The following is a 16,715-nucleotide window of genomic DNA, read 5'->3' as shown; positions in this document are numbered from 1 at the left end:
CAATTGCCATCAACTACTTGTGTCACGCCAAAGTCAGGGACATATTCGACGTAATCATTCGACAACCATCAAGCTCACTACAACTGAGCAGCCTCATCGACACGCATGTCAGAAAATATAGACTTCCGTATGATCGCGTGCACGCCCCAATTACCGTTCACAACCTGCGTCACACCAAAATCAACCGCGACTGAAATCAGCGAAATAGCTTCATCCTCAGTCAGCTTATGTGCGGTCATCAGATAGCGACGCGTTTTTCGAAATGCATCCCGCATCGCCAAATCCAACGTCGCCTTGTTATATACGTCCGTCTGGGCATGCGGCCCTAATTGAACCAAGTGGTTCGCATAGCTAAATCCTTGAATGACCCATTCTGTTTCGGTCTCAAGGAAGGGGTAGTCCAGATCGGCAAAAAAGCCTCCTTCCAAATCTTGTTTCTTGTGCAGAACAAGTTGAAATTTACCGCTCAATGAACATTCAATTGCTGTCCCACACAGCTCGGAATCGCCTTGTGATGCATGAGGATCACCAACTGAAAAAAGTGCTCCGTCTACTGCAACCGGCAAATACAGCGTGGCGCCCTTGGTCGCGCGCCAGTTATCGAGATTTCCGCCAAAATAACTGGGTGGCACGGAGTCGAGAGGCTCATCCTGCGCAGGCGCTACAGCCAGTACGCCAAAATGAGGACGCACCGGGATGCGAGCGTTCTTGAGCACTTCGAAATTTTTGACTATCGTGTCGTGATCTACCGGCACTCCTGGGTAATCTATCGTTTCATGCACGACGCCGAAAGGATCCGTTTGCGGAGTCCAGCGAAAGTTGTAAACAGCCTTGGCGCAGCTACCGTGGTCTGCATCCAGAATTTCATAAATGGTGACAACTTCGCGCGGCTTGGGTTCGGTCAACAGATCGTGATAATGAAAACCCCACCATGAGGCAGCGTTACTGCCAAATGACTGGCCGGCATGATCCGGACTTGCACTTGGTCGCGGCATGACGTCAAGAATGCGTATCTCCAGAACGTCGCCAGGCTCAGCATTTTTTACATAGACAGGGCCGGTACATATATGGACGCCGAAACCCTCACCTGCACCACGTCCAAAAATAGAAGCATTCACTGGACCAGCGCCCCGGCGATCTATCGCCTTTCTATCCTTATCCCAAAAGAAGATACTTTCGGCACCAGGGTCGCCCTTGATCATGCGTTCGTAATCATCGTAAGCATGTTGGGTAACCGTTTCTATCGTGACAAAATCGCCGGAGTTGACCGAGATTATCGGCTTGATCAGTTGGCTGAAATAACCCCAATGGACAGTTTTATCGGAAGCCGGGATGTAGTAATGGGTACTGGCCGAGCCGCCGTCACCTGACTCAGCTTCGAGATCAGATGCAGTTGAACGTTTAGGCGTCAGTGCAAGTGCTGTTTCTATCAGAGCGGCTTCAACCAATACTTCGGCAAAGCGCGCGCCACGCATCAATTCTTCGTCTGGCGTGAGTACCTTGCTATGAATGAGGGCAACGGATTCTTCTCCCTTATGCGCCGAAGAAGTACCAGGGTTTCCGCGTTGTTGATGGTTCTTTGCTACAACACGCGGTTGCGATCGATATGTCTTCGGCGATACCCCAAACTCAAGATGGAAGGCACGGCTGAAGTTTGCCGCATCATTGAAGCCCCAACGAAAACACAATTCCGAAATCGTTAGATTTTTTAAAGACTTATTAGATAGATCGATCCGACATCGATCCAGGCGTCGCTTCTTTACATATTCACCAAAGGTGGTGCCTGCAGAAGCAAACAGTTTTTGTAGATAGCGTGCGGACAATTGTTCTGATCGCGCAATGTCGACCGCGGAAAGATCTGGATCAGTCAATTGTGCTTCGATGGTTCTACAGATGCGTCTTAGATGGTTAAGCTGCATCGAAGTTGTATGCTCGCCATCGTCTTCATCTTTATGCGCCAAACTCGCAACAAACATCGCGCTCAGCGCGCCTTCCATTTGCTCCAAATCTTCCGGATCAAGTGAAGTGAGCTGCAAGGTGATCGCCTTCACAAACTCAAACGCGATGTTGCCTATGCCGGATGCCGAAGATATTTTGCAAATGTCCGTCTTGCCGGTGTGCATCAGTCTGGATATGAAGTTAGCCTTCTCCAAACGGATAACAGCAGCGCGAAATGTGGAATTTAATTCCAATCGCCATTGACGAGATGAATCCAGAAGATAAATATCCCCGGATGAAACTACCGCCGTCTCGGCGCCAACGTCAATTTGTCCGACGCCATCAAATACCACGAATGCGGTTACAGAATCCGTACGCATGAGCATCGCAGGATCACGCGCGGTAAACGCTTGCGGAGATGCGTTCAGCGTACTAAACACCGAATCAGATTGAGAAACGCCGAACGTGATGTAGCCCACCAGAGAGGATTTGTTTTTGCCTGATATCTCTGATGTCAATGCAAGACTGGCGAGCGCATTCTGCCAGGCTGCCTCGCGCAGCTCCACTGGAAACGCGTCAGTAGAAAATGTATGCGCATCGTCATGCATGTTGGACCCTTCCTTATCAATCTCCCCTTGCAATACTAGGGCAACTGACACCTGAGAATCCAGCTTTATCACGTCGAGACTACTTATTTTTTAATACAAACTTGAAGAGTGCTCCCGAAGTTTTAGCAGACTGTTATGCCAAGCTGTCATGCACGCATGCATTTCAGCTCAATTTTTAACCCAGTCTTTTCTCCGGAAGCACAAATGCCATTTTGTTTTTAGCGTAGTTCACAAGAACCATCTGTATAAAAACGTGGCGCAAGTACGCCACGGACCTTAATTACACAAACGCCAGTTGACCACGCAATGCAGCAACAAAGACAAAACCGATAAAGGTACCAAGAATGGCAAAAATGCCACCCAGAACGTTAGGTGCCGGAATCGGTGCACGTACTGAGGTATAGATCAATCCGGTAACAAGCCCGACGCAAGACGCCAGAATTTCGGTTTGACCAAAGCCAATTTCAACCATGAGTGTCTCCTGTTTTCTTTAAATGGTGATTGCGGTTTTTAATTGTTTTTCGGGCGACCGAATACAACCGCTTTGCGCAGACGCTGCACGATCAGGTAACCGATGTAGGTAAAGATGATCGCGAAAATTCCGCCGAGGACCGGTGGTGCAGGGATAGGCAAGCTCAGCCATGAATACAGAGTTCCAGTGATCAGGCCAACGACCAATGCCACGATTTCATTTCTACCGACATAAACGTGTTCAGGTTTCATTTCTATTTCTCCTCCAAGGTGATAGGTCAACATTGCCGCCTAAAATTTTGAAACTAGCCAGCCAGCTCTTCGACAGCTTTTAAGAATTTCCTGCGAACGATTTTTTGCTGCAGGGAAATCTATGCTTTTGTTTTGAAGAGCAAGCGCTTGAATTTTTAAAGTGTGCTGACGGTTTTCTCCCGTCAGCACAGTGCCTAACGATTACTTAGGGAAGATGTTTTTCCTGATGATGGCGTGCACACCCCAGTTACCGTCCACGACCTGCGTGACGCCGAAATCCACCGAGATGGAAATCAGCGAGATGGCCTCGTCTTCAGACAGATTGCGCGTATCCATGAAGAAGCGGCGCGTCTTGTTGAAGGCATCGGTCATTGCCGTGTCAAGGGAACCTTTAATCTCTGCTGCCGGATCTGCAGCGCCCGCGAACTCCTTGAGGTAGTTCGGACTGCTGAATCCATGAACAACCAGTTCGCTTTCGGTTTCGAGCAAGGGATAATCGAGTCCGTACAGCTTGGTGCCTGGCAGATCCGCTTTTTTATGCAGGATGAACTGGAACAGACCTGTCAGGGAGCATTCGATCGCGGTACCGCAAAGTTCTGCATCGCCTTGCGAGGCGTGCGGATCGCCGATCGAGAACATCGCACCCGGCGCCGCGACCGGGAAGAAGCAGGTCGAGCCTTTGCCCGTGCGCCAGTTGTCGAAGTTGCCGCCGGTGTAGCTTGGCGGGTTCGACGAAACCATGTCCGCTTCTGCAGGAGCCACGGTAATCATGCCAAAGTGCGGGCGCACAGGGATTTCATAACCCTTCAGCACATCATAGTTGAGCTTGATCTTGCTACGATCAACAGGAATACCCGGGTAATCGATGGTTGGGTGCGCTCTGCCCCAAGGATCGGTTTGTGACGCCCAGCGATAGTTGTACACAGCCTTGGCTGTGGTTTGCACACCCGTTGCATCCACTTCGTAGAGGGTGATGACTTCGCGCTGTTTTGGTTCGGTGAGCAGGTTGTTATACTGGAGACCCCAGTTGGCCGCCACATTAACCCCAAACGACTTGCCACGATAATCGGGATTGCCCGATGGACGCTGCATCGTGTCGATGATGCGTACTTCCAGCACATCGCCAGGCTCTGCGCCATTGACGTAGATGGGACCGGTACATACGTGTACGCCCATGCCGCCGCCAGCTCCCACTGGGTGATCCATTGGGCCTGCGCCGCGACGATCGATCGCCTTGTTTTCGGCATCCCAATGGAAAATGCCCTCTACACCTGGATCACCCTGGATCATTCTTTCATAATCGTCGAAAGAGTGATGTGTAACGGCTTCCATCGTGGCGTAATCGCCGGATTCCAGCTTCACCAGAGGCTCCATGGACTTGCTGAAGTAACCCCAGTGGACGGTGTCTTTATTGGCAGGAATATAGTAGTGGCTGACGTTCTCGCCGGCTTTCTTTGAAGGCAGAGGACGATACGTGACACCACCTAAACCTGCTTTACCACTAGCTTTTGTACCGGTGATGTTTGAACGTAGGCTGTGACGCGCTTCTGTGAACTCCGCGAGCAGGTCGGGATCGTTCAGGTGAGAGAAGTGATTGCATCCAGTACTGCAAGTATGATCTGACATATGTCTCCTAATCTTTTAAAGCTCCACTTGATCGTGGTCTGGATCAGATCATATGAGGGGAAGATTTTTTATTCTTGTTTGGAGGCGAACTACTTATTGTAAATTCACGCCGATTGTGGATTCGGCGCATTACTGATCACGGCAGGTACCCGTACTACTTTTCAGTTAGGTCCCGGCTCAAGAATTAAGGCAAACAGACCGGTTACTTGAGTGTGCAAGATCCATTGCAAATCCTCAGATCTGCATCGCCAGAAATATCCGATTTACCGACTGGCTCCAACACGCTCAACTGCTCACAATTCATTACTTTTTGCCGATCCCTCAAGATCAGGCCAATTACATTTACTGACAAAAGCTGACATCCTTACCCGAGGCGATCGCTAAAACCGCTAATATCCAGCTAGATACAGCCACCACTTCAACTTCTTCATTTATTCGAGCGGGTATGCAGGTTAACGTGGGCTAACTGCAACGTATTTACAAATGTTAACGTTTGCCCTCTTTATGGCATTTTTCATGCGCCTATAATCCGCAAAATTAAGAAACCATACGCATTTCAGGAATTTAAAAAAGAATTTCCACAAGGCAACAAGTGTCGAAAATTATAGCCAGTATGCTGCTGTCCCTTGCGATCGCTTCATCTGCATACGCTCAGTCCCAATCTGAAAACTCCAACAATATTCAGACGACCCGAAACGGCGTCGTGTATTCGGTTTCTCAGGATGAAACACTGTCCAGCATCTCGCAGAGATTTACCGGACATATCAAGAATTGGCGCAGCATCGGGCAATTGAATCAAATCGACAACGACAGAACCATTCCCATCGGTCGCAAGGTATTGATTCCGACAAAATTGCTTGCTCCTGCCTCCGCTTTTGCCAAAGTGAAAAGCTTTTTTGGTGAAGTCATCATCCGCGCACATGACGGCAAGGCTATCGAAACAAAAGTAGACTTGCTATTGAAAGAAGGCGATACGCTGACCACTTTGGCGAACAGCTTTATTTCACTCATGCTGGACGATGGAACGCAATTTACATTGCCACCGAACAGCACCGTCAGTCTCAAGTTACTGCGCGCTACGCAATATATAGACAGCCCCAAGACGCAACTCTTACTGCAAAAAGGTCGCGTGGAGTCGCATGTCACCCCGTTCAAACGACCAGAAAGCAGATATGAAGTCATCAGTCCGCTTGCTGTATCCGGCGTGCGCGGCACCAATTTCCGCGTCACTGCAGATACAAACAAAGTCTTGAATGAAGTGATTGAAGGCAAGGTAGCGGTTGAACAAAGCACGGTAAAAACCAGAATAAGCAAACAACTGCTCGCGGCCGGCTACGGCGCGATTGTAGAAAATGGCCGCGTCAGCAAACCCGTTACCTTGCTTGCAGTTCCTACGCTGCTTGACGGTTATCAGGAACAGCGACGCTTGCCGATTCAATTTGCACTCACCCACCCGGCTGCTATCGCTTGCCGCATCACCATTTCCACAGATGCGACCGGACAAAACAATATTGCAGAAACCAGTGTCAACAGCGCAAATGGCAAAGCAACCGCCAAACTGGATAATCTGGAAGATGGCGATTACTTTGTACGCTACAGCGCCGTGGATGCGTCTGGCCTTGAAGGCTTCCCTAGCATTCAACCCTTCCGCGTCAATGCACGCCCATTCCCGCCCTTTCTGTTGCAGCCCGGCTCAAAATTTCAAGGTGTAGGAAAAAACGATCGCATTCCAGTCACCATGCAATGGTCGCAAGTAAGCGGGGTCGCCGATTACCGTCTACAAGTTGCTACTGATGCCGCATTCGGTACCATCATCGTCGACCAAAGTACCGGCATCAATACTGACCAATCTGTGGCAATCCTGGCATCAGGCTCCTATTACTGGCGCGTAGCATCCATTATCAAGAATGGCAGCGAACAGAAACAAGGTCCATACGGTGATGCCAAGCAATTGGAAGTAATACAAGGATTGGCAGCACCTGTCGCCAACGTCCATCAGAAGGAAACCCATTTCTCATGGAGTGCGACACCTGGACAGCGCTTTACCTTTCAGGTCGCGGATACGCCTGCCTTCACCAAGCTGCTGCACAATATCGAGACCACTCAAGCTGAGACTTCCATCCCTCGTCCGGATGCAGGCATCTATTACGCACGTGTGCGCAGTACCGACGCTGATGGATTTATTGGCACATTCTCGCCGGCACAAAAATTTATCATCGAGATGCAATGGACCTCTAGTGACGGCCGCCCGGTAGAGTCACTTGGCCAGCCAATAGGGACAAATTTCTGATGCCTTGTCAGTGGATTGCTCCCTCGATAAATTTTCATGATGCCTAAGCCGCGCACCATTCGATCTCCATTAAGAAAAGAATGGCGCATCTTTCTATTACTCATGCTGCTCCTCGCTGCCGTACTGGGGTATCAAAATGGGCTGGGTCAGGCTGATCGCTTCATTTATGACAATCTGGTCAAGGCAACGCAACGTCCCGCACCACCTGAGATTGTCGTCATCGCCATCGATGAATTCAGCATTGCCGCTTTAGGTCGCTGGCCGTGGCAACGCCACACCCATGCTCGATTACTCGATATTCTGACCGAAGCCAGGACCAAGGCAATCGGTATGGATATCATCTTTGCCGAGCCGCAATACATATCGAATGACGATGCATTACTTGCAAGCGCGATTGCCGACAACCAGCGAACCGTATTACCGGTGCTGATTGAGCGTACCTCATCGGGCTTGCAAGCGACCTTGCCGCTTCCCGCATTCAGAAAGGCGGCACACAGTCTTGGGCATATTCATTTTTCCTTCGAAGCGGACGGCGCCGTACGCGGTGTTTATCTACAGGAAAATCTGCATGGCATCTCATGGCCGCAATTTGCACTGGCTGTATTCGATGCAGCACAAAGCAATAAAAACATAGGGAAATCTGCAGTCATTAATGCCAATACATCGGCTACCAGAGACGATAACCATGCTTTACGCGATATCCTGCAAGGCGATTATCTGGAACGCATTCCATACACTGGCGGCCCCGGTCATTTCAAGACTGTTTCCTACATTGATGTCTTGTCGGGGAAAATCCCGGCCAGCTTTTTCACAGATAAATATGTATTGATAGGCGCAACAGCTGCCGGCATTGCCTCGACGTTTTCCACGCCTGTTACCACCGATCATGAAGCCATGTCTGGTGTCGAGATCAATGCCAATATCCTGGCGGGCCTGATTGAAGACCGCAACATACACAGCGCAGCTCGCTGGCAAACCATCTTGTTCACGCTGCTGTCTACATCATTGGCTTTGCTGGCCTGCCGCTACTTCTCTCCTTTTGGCGCACTGGGATTAACGCTGTTTCTCGTCAGTCTGATCAGCGCCCTAACCTATGGTGCATTTCTGGAGGAACTGTGGATACCGCCTAGTGCGGCAGTCTTGATGGTCATCATTGTGTATCCACTCTGGAGTTGGCGCCGACTGGAAGCAGCACTGTCTTTCCTGAGTGAAGAATTTGCGCGTCTGAATCAAACAACGCCCATGGTCTTGCGCCATGCAAGTGAATCGGTTCGCTTCAAGAATTCCGATTATCTTGATAAGCAAATTTCCGCCATACGCATCGCAGCCAATCGCTCCCGCGATATGCACCAATTTGTGATCGACAACCTCAACAGCATGCCGGATGCGACCTTGGTGTTATCACAAACCGGCGAGCTCTTGATGTACAACCGCATCGCACGCGAATATTTCGTGACGCTCGGCTTAGACGGATCACAGACGCCAACACTGGAAACGATTTTTTCCAATTTCGATGCTCCACCAGAGATAAATGCAAAGCGCACGACATGGCGTGTAGCCTTGTTGCACTCCACACCCGGCAATACCGCAGTAGAAATCGAAACGCGCGATATCAACAAGCGTGAATTTCTGATCAAATCCGCACCATCGCGCATGACAGACGGCTCGATGCTGGGATGGATAGTCTCGTTGATCGATGTCACCTCGTTGAGAGAAGCAGAACGACGCCGGGAAGAAAGCTTGAACTTCATCTCGCACGATATGCGTGTACCGCAATCGTCGATCCTGGCCTTGATCCAACTGCAAAGAAATCCAAGTACCGCATTTGCCATTCCAGAATTCCTCAGCCGCATTGAAAAATCAGTAGAGACCACGCTCAATCTAGCCGATGACTTCGTGCATCTGGCCAAGGCAGAATCACAGTCATATCAATTGCAGGACACCAATTTTTCTTCACTGCTGGCAGAAGCTGCCGACGATATGTGGGCATTTGCACATAGCAAGACCATCACCATCGTCGTCGATACCGACGAGGTTGAAAATTGCTGGCTCAATGTAGATCGCTCTCTGCTGATACGCGCCCTCGGCAATCTACTATCGAATGCAATCAAATTCAGTCCACAGGGTTCACAAATCATCTGTAGCGCAAAACCTCTGCATACCGAAGCCGGCAGCCGTGTGGTTTGCAATATTAGCGATCACGGCAAAGGGATAGCCGAAGCAGAGTACACCGCTATTTTTTCACCCTTCCTGCGTGCCGATGAGCAGGATCGTGATGGCGTCGGACTCGGACTGGCTTTTGTAAAGATGGTGGTCGAACGTCACAACGGCACCATTGCGGTAGCAAGTACTGTCGGCAAGGGCAGCACTTTCACGATCACGCTGCCATGCGTCATCGGTTAATACATTTATAAAAACAGAACTAGAGAGCAAGCAATGAGAATAGCATCACTGGAAGATGATCCTATCGAATCACAACTCATCCATCAGGTCATTACCGATGCAGGTCACGAATGCGCTTCTTTCGCTGACGGGAAATCACTGATAAACGCACTGAAGAATCAGACATTCGACATCTTGGTGCTGGATTGGCATCTGCCCGATATGACAGGCAAAGATGTCATCGAATGGATCAGAAAACATGTGGGTGAAAACGTGATCGTGATGTTCCTCACTAATCGCGTGCTGGAAGAAAACATTGTGGCTGGCTTGATGGCTGGAGCCGATGATTACATGACAAAACCGATACGCGAGGCGGAATTATCTGCTCGTATTCATGCTTTATCCAAACGCATTCGTCGTGCATCGGAGGTAGATGCCGCTTTAGCAGCGCCTCAAGTCACTACGATAGAAGTTGGCATTTTTCATTTCGATCTATTCAGAAAGACAGCCACGATACGCGGCGAACCGGTTGAGTTGAAACCTAAGGAATTCGATATCGCAGCACTCTTTTTCCAGAATATCGGACAACTGATTTCCAGAGAAAGGATCATGGAAGATGTGTGGGGACGTGAACTGATGATGACTTCGCGCACGCTGGATACGCACATGTCACAAGTCAGGACCAAGCTGCAACTCAAGCTGGATAACAATGTGCGGCTGACGACGGTGTACACCATCGGCTACCGTCTGGATACTTTCTGATTCTTGCGGATATTCTCAGGCGATGCTGGATAGCCGTGCCAGCTTCAGTTGCGCAGCTGCCAGCATGTCCAGATATTCCTGCGAACGGAAGAAGCGATATTCAACAACGCGTTGCTTTGCAATCGCATCATCTGGATAAGCTTCCGTCGCCGGATGACACATGATCAACATGCCCGGCTGCGCTGCATCCAGCCAGTTCTTGAAACAGGCCGCATAGTCAGCCCGATCAAAACCATATACGCCGGCAAAACCGTGATTACTGGCAATGCCCGAGATCTTCAATCCCGCTGCCAAGTCCGCACCACCCAGATATTTCAGGATTTGTGGTTTGCCACGCCATGCCGGATTGGCCGGTACGGTATTACGCACCCAGAGCGGATGACCTGCGTAACGACGCTTGATGACTTGCAACAATATCTGCCGCACACCCGGTAATTGATGCACATGCTGATGCCCGTCAATAAAGTCAGGCGGCTGACCGAATCCTGCTTCGAACGCATCCAGTTGCCGCTCCAACTCATCCTGCACGCGATCCGCGTTCATACCCTTTAACAAGCTACGCAAAATGACGGCATGCAAGCTAGGCATCTTTGCCTGACCAAAACCTTCCGTCAGATTGAAATGCAAACCGATATCAGCTTGTCCTTTACGCTCACGCAATGCCGGTGCCGCCGTTTGCTGCCAGCTTGGCGCCGTACTGAAGCAACTGACCGCACTCAGACGGCCAAACGCCAGCAGATCGAGTATGCCGGCATCGATACCAGGATTCTGCGCATAATCATCGGAGCAAAGTGCAATCGGTGTCATGGTCGATGTCATCACAGTTTTCGTTTCTCAAGAATGTGCAGCGTGACGGAAGGCCCACAGTCGGCTCAAGACATAAGTCATGACTGCAACCGTGAAGACCACCAACGCCAGTGCCACGTAATACGGCAAACCCACGTAACGCAACAACAGATAAAACAGTAATTGATTCATGCAGAAGCCCAGCACCGCCACCGCCAGAAAACGCAGGAAGGATGGATGATCACCATCCGCATGCGAAGCAATCGCATCAGAAAACGTCCAATGTCTATGGCCGAAGTAACTGACCCAGAACGCCACCACAAAGCCACCAACATTCGCATGCAAAGGTGCAATATGCGCCAACTCCACCAAGCCGATCACGACCCAGTAATGCACAGCTGCAGCCGTCAGGCCGACGATGCCAAAGCGCAGTACCCGCAGCAATTCCATCAAACGCATGGCGGCGCGTCTTTATCGGTCGTCGTTGCCGGGCCGTTATTAATATCGTGCGCCACGACATAGAGAGGACGTTTTTTTACTTCGTCATACACGCGGCCAAGGTATTCACCCAGCACGCCGATGGAAATCAATTGAATGCCAGAGAAGAACATCAAACCCGCCGCCAATGTGGACCAACCCGGCACATCATTGCCAAACAGGATCGATTCACCCGCAATCCAGAACGCATACAGTATGGCGATGATGGAAATCACGACACCCACCGCGCTCCAGATGCGCAAAGGCAAAGTGGTAAATGCCGTCACACCAGCCAAAGCCAGACGGCTCAAGCTACGGTAGTTGAAGCTCGACACGCCGGTCGCACGATCAGCCGGTACAAACGGCAAGGCGATGCTGCTGAAACCAACCCAGGCATACAAACCCTTCATGAAACGATTGCGTTCCGGCAACTGGCGCAAGGCATTCACCACCTTCTTGTCCATCAAGCGGAAGTCACCGGCATTGCGCGGGATGGTGATCGGCGAGCCTGATTCCATCAATTGATAGAACATGCCGGTACCCCAACGCTTCAGGCGCGATTCATTACTGCGATCGCTGATGACGCCGTACACCATATCGATACCGCTCTGCCACAGACGCGTCATTTCCGGCAGCAATTCCAACGGGTGCTGGTAATCACTATCCATCAAAATCACCGCATCGCCCTGCGCTGCATCAATGCCAGCCGACAAAGCCGCTTCCTTGCCGAAATTGCGGGAAAAGCTGATATAGCGCAAACCGCCCTCGCTCAGCAAAGACGCCATAACTTCATCGGTATTGTCTTTGCTACCGTCATTGATGACGATAATCTCGTAACGCGTTGCAAAGGTGGCAAGCGTTTTTTTCAGATCCCGTAAAAAGTCGGCCAGATGCGCCGCCTCGTTATACGCCGGGATCACACAAGAGATCAGGGCATCGGTAGGGCGATTTTTCGGCAGTGCGGTCACTGTCACCATGAGAAAAACCTTTCTGGTTTGAATTGCAAAGCCACTTCCGGTTCTGCGAAAATCAAGGATATATGCATGGTTACGCGGCAAAAATTTCGTAGGTCATCTGACCAGCGATTATAATTCACCGCCACTGTATGCGATTGCTAAACTGGAATAGTTTCCACGCCAGACATACACCACTTCTCCTTTTTCTTACCGATGATGCCAACTCAACCAGTTTCTTCGTCCAAGCTATCCAGCCGGCTCTTTTCGCTGAATTCGTCCAATCTGGTACCGCTGGTTCTCGTGCTGTTGCTGCTCCATCTGGTTTTATGGAGCTTTTTCACCGGCATCAGCCACCGCGCGCCCGACTGGGACAATATGGAAGAGCTGGTCTGGGCGAGCGGATTGGAATGGGGTTACTACAAGCATCCACCGCTACCTTCGTGGATTTTGTATGGATTGGTATCCATCTTCGGCCGTCCGGTCTGGCTGACATTCTTCACCGGCCAGCTCAGCGTCGTACTGACCTTATGGATAGTCTGGAAATTCGGTTGCGAAATCACAACGCAAAGCCGCGCGCTCATCGCCACTTTGCTGGTATCCGTCATCGCCTACTTCACCGTGCGCGGCGTGATGAACAATCACAATACGATGCAACTGTGGTCAGTTGCCGGCGCGATCTGGATGTTTTACCGCGCCACCCGTACCGACAGCATGAAGGCATGGGCTGCGCTAGGCTTTTTCTGCGGTTGCGCCTTCCTGACTAAATACAGCGCGCTGATCCAGTTCGCCACCTTTGCCCTGTACTTGCTGATTACCGGCGGCCTGCTGCGCGCCAAAACATGGAAAGGCATCGCACTTGCGACCGCCATCCTGATCGCAATGGTCACGCCGCATCTGCTGTGGCTCAAACAACAAGCAGCCGGCCCGATAGCCTACGCTGGCAGCGAGATGATTCCGCAAGCGACTTACTGGCTGGAAGTACAAGACTTGTTCAGCTTCTTGCTAACCAATCTGGGACGTATTGCCGCGCTGATCCTGGCCGTACTGATCATCGCCTTCTGGGCTGGCCGCCAATATAAATTGACGCCAAAATCCGCTCGTCCGCCAACCATAGCCAGCGAACTGGCTGCATCGGATCGCTTCTTCCTGCTGTTTGTCGGTCTGACGCCACTATTGATAACCATGCTGGTTGCAGGCGCGTTCAAGATTCCTTTGGCGGCGCATTGGGCGACCACCTTCTTCGTGCTGTTCGGCTTCTTCTCTTTCTGGTTTCTCAAAAGCGGCAATGATGCAGCCTTGCTGCGCAAAACCATCATCGTCGTCATCGTGATGCAGGTTCTGGGTGCCGCAGGTTACGGCTTGGCCCGCGGACCATTGGCAGATAAATCCGGCCGCGCCAGCCGCGCCACCTTCCCTGGCGCCGAAGTATCACGTCAAGTGCATGCACAGTGGAAAGCGCACATGCAAACACCGTTGACGCTGGTTGCATCCGATACCTGGTTGGGCGGCAATATCGCGACGCATATCGGCCCTCAAGTGCAAGTCTTGATCGATGGCGACTTCCATAAATCGCCATGGGTCAATGAAGAGAAAGCAGAAAAATGCGGGATGCTGGTTGCGATCAACCGCAGCAAGGTCAACCCGGATCAAATCGATATCGATGCAATTGCATTGATGGCGCAAACCACAGAACACGGTACGCTGGAAATTCCTTGGACCAAGAAAGCCGGTGGCCCTACAGTTGTCGTTGAGTGGGGCATCATCCCACCGCAGCCAAGCTGTAAAGATGTGAAAGATGCCAAGTAACTCTATCTAATTCAGCTCCTCGTTCGCAGTACGGTACAAGCTGCAAACTGGAGCGAACATCAAAGATCTACCGCAATAAAAAAGCCGCTTCCCAAAAGGAGCGGCTTTTTTGTTTCCAGTAGAAACAGGCTGAACTTAGGGCTGCAAGCGTTGCCGCTGCCACTTCCCGTCTTTATCCAGCGCGTACACAATCCTGTCGTGCAAACGCGAACGACGCCCCTGCCAGAACTCGATGTAATCCGGCTTCAAACGATAGCCACCCCAATTTTCCGGCCGCGGTGGATGCTCGCCATACTTTGCTTCAACTTGTGCGTACTGTGCCTCCAGCGTCTCACGATCGGCAATTGGATGGCTCTGCGATGAAGCAAGTGCACTCAAGCGACTTTTAACCGGACGACTCTGAAAGTAGTGCTCACTTTCCTCGCTGGATACACGCTCGACCCGGCCTTCAATCCGTACTTCACGCTCCAGCGGAATCCAGTGAAACAGCAATGCTGCATGCGGATTCTTTTCCAGCTCCATGCCCTTGCGGCTGCCGTAATTGGTAAACCACGTAAAGCCGCGCTGATCGAAATCCTTGATCAGCAAAATACGCGACGATGGACGACCATTTTCACCAACAGTAGATACGCTCATGGCATTCGGCTCAGGGACTTCCGCACACAGCGCCTCATCAAACCATTTGGCAAATTGCGCGACAGGATCGGGATCGATATCGTGCTCTGACAATTTCGCTTGCGTGTAATCGGTACGAATATCTGCGATGGACATAATTGTTCTTTCTCCTTATGTAGCAATGCCACGACGTAGACGCATGGCATCGCCGAGCTGGGTCATTTGTTCCTGATCGAACAAGCGCTGTGCCATCGGCGTGACAATCGCGTCTTCTTTTTCCATGTGTGCATTGTAAAGCTTGACGAACAGATGCACATTCCCTGCCGACAATTCTGCAGCCTCGGCTGTTGCGATGGCACGTAATTGCACAGCGAGCGGCTGCCAGAGTTGATCCATGTGCCGGTGTTCGCCGATGATTTCTGCTGCAGTCGTGTTCAACAAAGCCAAATCCTCATCGATTGCGCTCGCCAACAACATCGGCAACAAATCCTGCTCTTCGTCGGCATGATGATTCGGTGCCGCATGATCAAAATAGCGCAACACTGCCATCGCCGCCTGTTGCGCATCCGGCATCTGTCCGACGGCCTGCAAATGCTCTACAAGCTTCTGCATGGTATTCAACTGCTTGCGTATCCGTCCATGGCAATGCTTCAGCACTTCTAGCGGCTGACTAAAGTCCGGTGCGGATTCGAATAAGGTATTCATCTTGTTATCTTCCTACCTGTTTGACTACATTATCCGATGCTACGCCACCTGGATTTGATCCATCGCAATCATTTTCGAGAATATCGAAAATGAATTAGCCCCACTCTTCTCTTGCCAAAGAATTATCAAAGATAAACTTAAGCACCGCCGTCCGTTAAAATGGCGACATGACTTCAATTGCCGCCTCATCTTCCCCTTCTGCCGTACCTGATATCGATTACGACCGTCGCTTCGGCGGTATTGCACGCCTGTACGGCAATGCCGCGCTGGAACGCTTCCGCAATGCCCATGTATGCGTAATAGGCGTCGGTGGCGTCGGTTCCTGGGTAGTCGAAGCTTTGGCGCGCAGTGCCATCGGTAAGATCACGATGATCGATCTGGATAATCTGGCCGAATCAAATATCAACCGCCAAATCCACGCGCTGACCGATACCTTGGGTAAAGCCAAGGTCACCGCTTTGGCCGAACGTATTGCACAGATCAATCCGTACTGCGTGGTCACCGAGATTGAAGACTTCCTCAGCGCCGACAATCTGGATGAAATGATAGGGTCGCGCCAATACGACTACATCATCGATGCCATCGACAATGTCCGCGCCAAGACCGCATTGATTGCGTATTGCCGCAAACATAAATTAAAGCTGGTCACGATAGGTGGCGCGGGTGGACAAATTGATCCAACCAAAATTGAAGTGCTCGATCTGTGTCGTACCGAGCAAGAACCGTTATTGGCGAAAGTACGCAAACGCTTGCGTGCCGAGCACGGCTTTCCACGCGGGACGAAAAACAAATTCGGTATCGATGCCGTCTTCTCGACTGAACCACTGCGCTTCCCGGAAACAGAAGAAGTCTGTGCCGTCGATGGCGATGATCAAACAGGAATTACAGGATTGAATTGCGCAGGCTTTGGTTCTGCGATGGTGGTCACTGCATCGTTCGGGCTGGTGGCTGCCGCGCATGTATTACGCAAGCTGGCAGCAGAAGCAACTGCGGTCACACCCGTCAAAACAGCTGATGACGAAGTGAAGTAAGCGGGAAGTT

General features: G+C 51.0%; 14 protein-coding genes. 5 read left to right on the top strand and 9 right to left on the bottom strand.

Translation table 11 applies throughout. From position 1 onward, the window contains the following. Positions 1–77 precede the first annotated feature (77 nt). From AC07N2_RS08465 to AC07N2_RS08450, 4 genes are all read right to left on the bottom strand, one after another. Positions 78–2,546, bottom strand: coding sequence for an acetamidase/formamidase family protein (locus AC07N2_RS08465; protein ID WP_494777837.1), 2,469 nt, complete (start codon positions 2,544–2,546; stop codon positions 78–80). Positions 2,547–2,826: 280 nt separating this feature from the next. Then, positions 2,827–3,018, bottom strand: coding sequence for a DUF1427 family protein (locus tag AC07N2_RS08460; protein WP_076593523.1), 192 nt, complete (start codon positions 3,016–3,018; stop codon positions 2,827–2,829). Positions 3,019–3,056: 38 nt separating this feature from the next. Beyond that, on the bottom strand, positions 3,057–3,269 hold the full coding sequence (locus AC07N2_RS08455) for a XapX domain-containing protein (protein WP_076593522.1): 213 nt from the start codon (positions 3,267–3,269) through the stop codon (positions 3,057–3,059). A gap of 201 nt (positions 3,270–3,470) precedes the next feature. Continuing rightward, a complete protein-coding gene (locus AC07N2_RS08450; RefSeq protein WP_494777836.1) occupies positions 3,471–4,895 on the bottom strand; it encodes an acetamidase/formamidase family protein in 1,425 nt (474 codons plus the stop codon). A gap of 613 nt (positions 4,896–5,508) precedes the next feature. On the opposite strand from AC07N2_RS08450, the gene AC07N2_RS08445 reads away from it, so the two are divergent. From AC07N2_RS08445 to AC07N2_RS08435, 3 genes are all read left to right on the top strand, one after another. Next, the gene (locus AC07N2_RS08445) at positions 5,509–7,185 is read left to right on the top strand and encodes a FecR family protein (RefSeq protein WP_494777835.1); all 1,677 of its coding nucleotides are present in this window, start codon (positions 5,509–5,511) and stop codon (positions 7,183–7,185) included. 102 nt (positions 7,186–7,287) lie between these two features. Next, positions 7,288–9,588, top strand: a complete 2,301-nt coding sequence (locus AC07N2_RS08440) for a CHASE2 domain-containing protein (RefSeq protein ID WP_494777834.1) — start codon at positions 7,288–7,290, stop codon at positions 9,586–9,588. A gap of 33 nt (positions 9,589–9,621) precedes the next feature. After that, positions 9,622–10,329, top strand: coding sequence for a response regulator transcription factor (locus tag AC07N2_RS08435; protein ID WP_494777833.1), 708 nt, complete (start codon positions 9,622–9,624; stop codon positions 10,327–10,329). Positions 10,330–10,344: 15 nt separating this feature from the next. On the opposite strand, the gene AC07N2_RS08430 is transcribed toward AC07N2_RS08435, so the two are convergent. Genes AC07N2_RS08430 through AC07N2_RS08420 form a run of 3 tightly spaced genes read right to left on the bottom strand, consistent with a single transcriptional unit; the run spans position 10,345 to position 12,569 of the window. Beyond that, positions 10,345–11,148, bottom strand: a complete 804-nt coding sequence (locus tag AC07N2_RS08430) for a ChbG/HpnK family deacetylase (RefSeq protein ID WP_494777832.1) — start codon at positions 11,146–11,148, stop codon at positions 10,345–10,347. A gap of 15 nt (positions 11,149–11,163) precedes the next feature. Then, the gene (locus AC07N2_RS08425; RefSeq protein WP_494777831.1) at positions 11,164–11,574 is read right to left on the bottom strand and encodes a GtrA family protein; all 411 of its coding nucleotides are present in this window, start codon (positions 11,572–11,574) and stop codon (positions 11,164–11,166) included. Then, positions 11,565–12,569 (bottom strand): glycosyltransferase family 2 protein, encoded by a 1,005-nt coding sequence (locus tag AC07N2_RS08420; protein WP_494777830.1) that lies wholly within the window; start codon positions 12,567–12,569, stop codon positions 11,565–11,567. The genes AC07N2_RS08425 and AC07N2_RS08420 overlap by 10 nt, the downstream gene beginning before the upstream one ends. A 192-nt stretch (positions 12,570–12,761) precedes the next feature. On the opposite strand from AC07N2_RS08420, the gene AC07N2_RS08415 reads away from it, so the two are divergent. Next, positions 12,762–14,354: a glycosyltransferase family 39 protein gene (locus tag AC07N2_RS08415; RefSeq protein WP_494777829.1), complete on the top strand. Its 1,593-nt coding sequence runs from the start codon at positions 12,762–12,764 to the stop codon at positions 14,352–14,354. Between the two features lie 135 nt (positions 14,355–14,489). Here the strand turns inward: AC07N2_RS08415 and pdxH are convergent, their stop codons facing one another. After that, positions 14,490–15,125: a pyridoxamine 5'-phosphate oxidase gene (gene pdxH, locus AC07N2_RS08410; RefSeq protein ID WP_494777828.1), complete on the bottom strand. Its 636-nt coding sequence runs from the start codon at positions 15,123–15,125 to the stop codon at positions 14,490–14,492. 15 nt (positions 15,126–15,140) lie between these two features. After that, positions 15,141–15,674 (bottom strand): hemerythrin domain-containing protein, encoded by a 534-nt coding sequence (locus AC07N2_RS08405; RefSeq protein WP_494777827.1) that lies wholly within the window; start codon positions 15,672–15,674, stop codon positions 15,141–15,143. Positions 15,675–15,841: 167 nt separating this feature from the next. Here AC07N2_RS08405 and tcdA point away from each other — a divergent pair, with 167 nt between their 5' ends. Next, positions 15,842–16,705 (top strand): tRNA cyclic N6-threonylcarbamoyladenosine(37) synthase TcdA, encoded by an 864-nt coding sequence (gene tcdA, locus AC07N2_RS08400; RefSeq protein ID WP_494777826.1) that lies wholly within the window; start codon positions 15,842–15,844, stop codon positions 16,703–16,705. The last annotated feature ends 10 nt before the right edge of the window (positions 16,706–16,715 follow it).

It is taken from the genome of Herminiimonas sp. GW821-FHT09C12 (genome assembly GCF_059416385.1).
The sequence above is the reverse complement of the archived record's forward strand: the minus strand, read 5'-3'. Positions and strand labels throughout refer to the sequence as shown.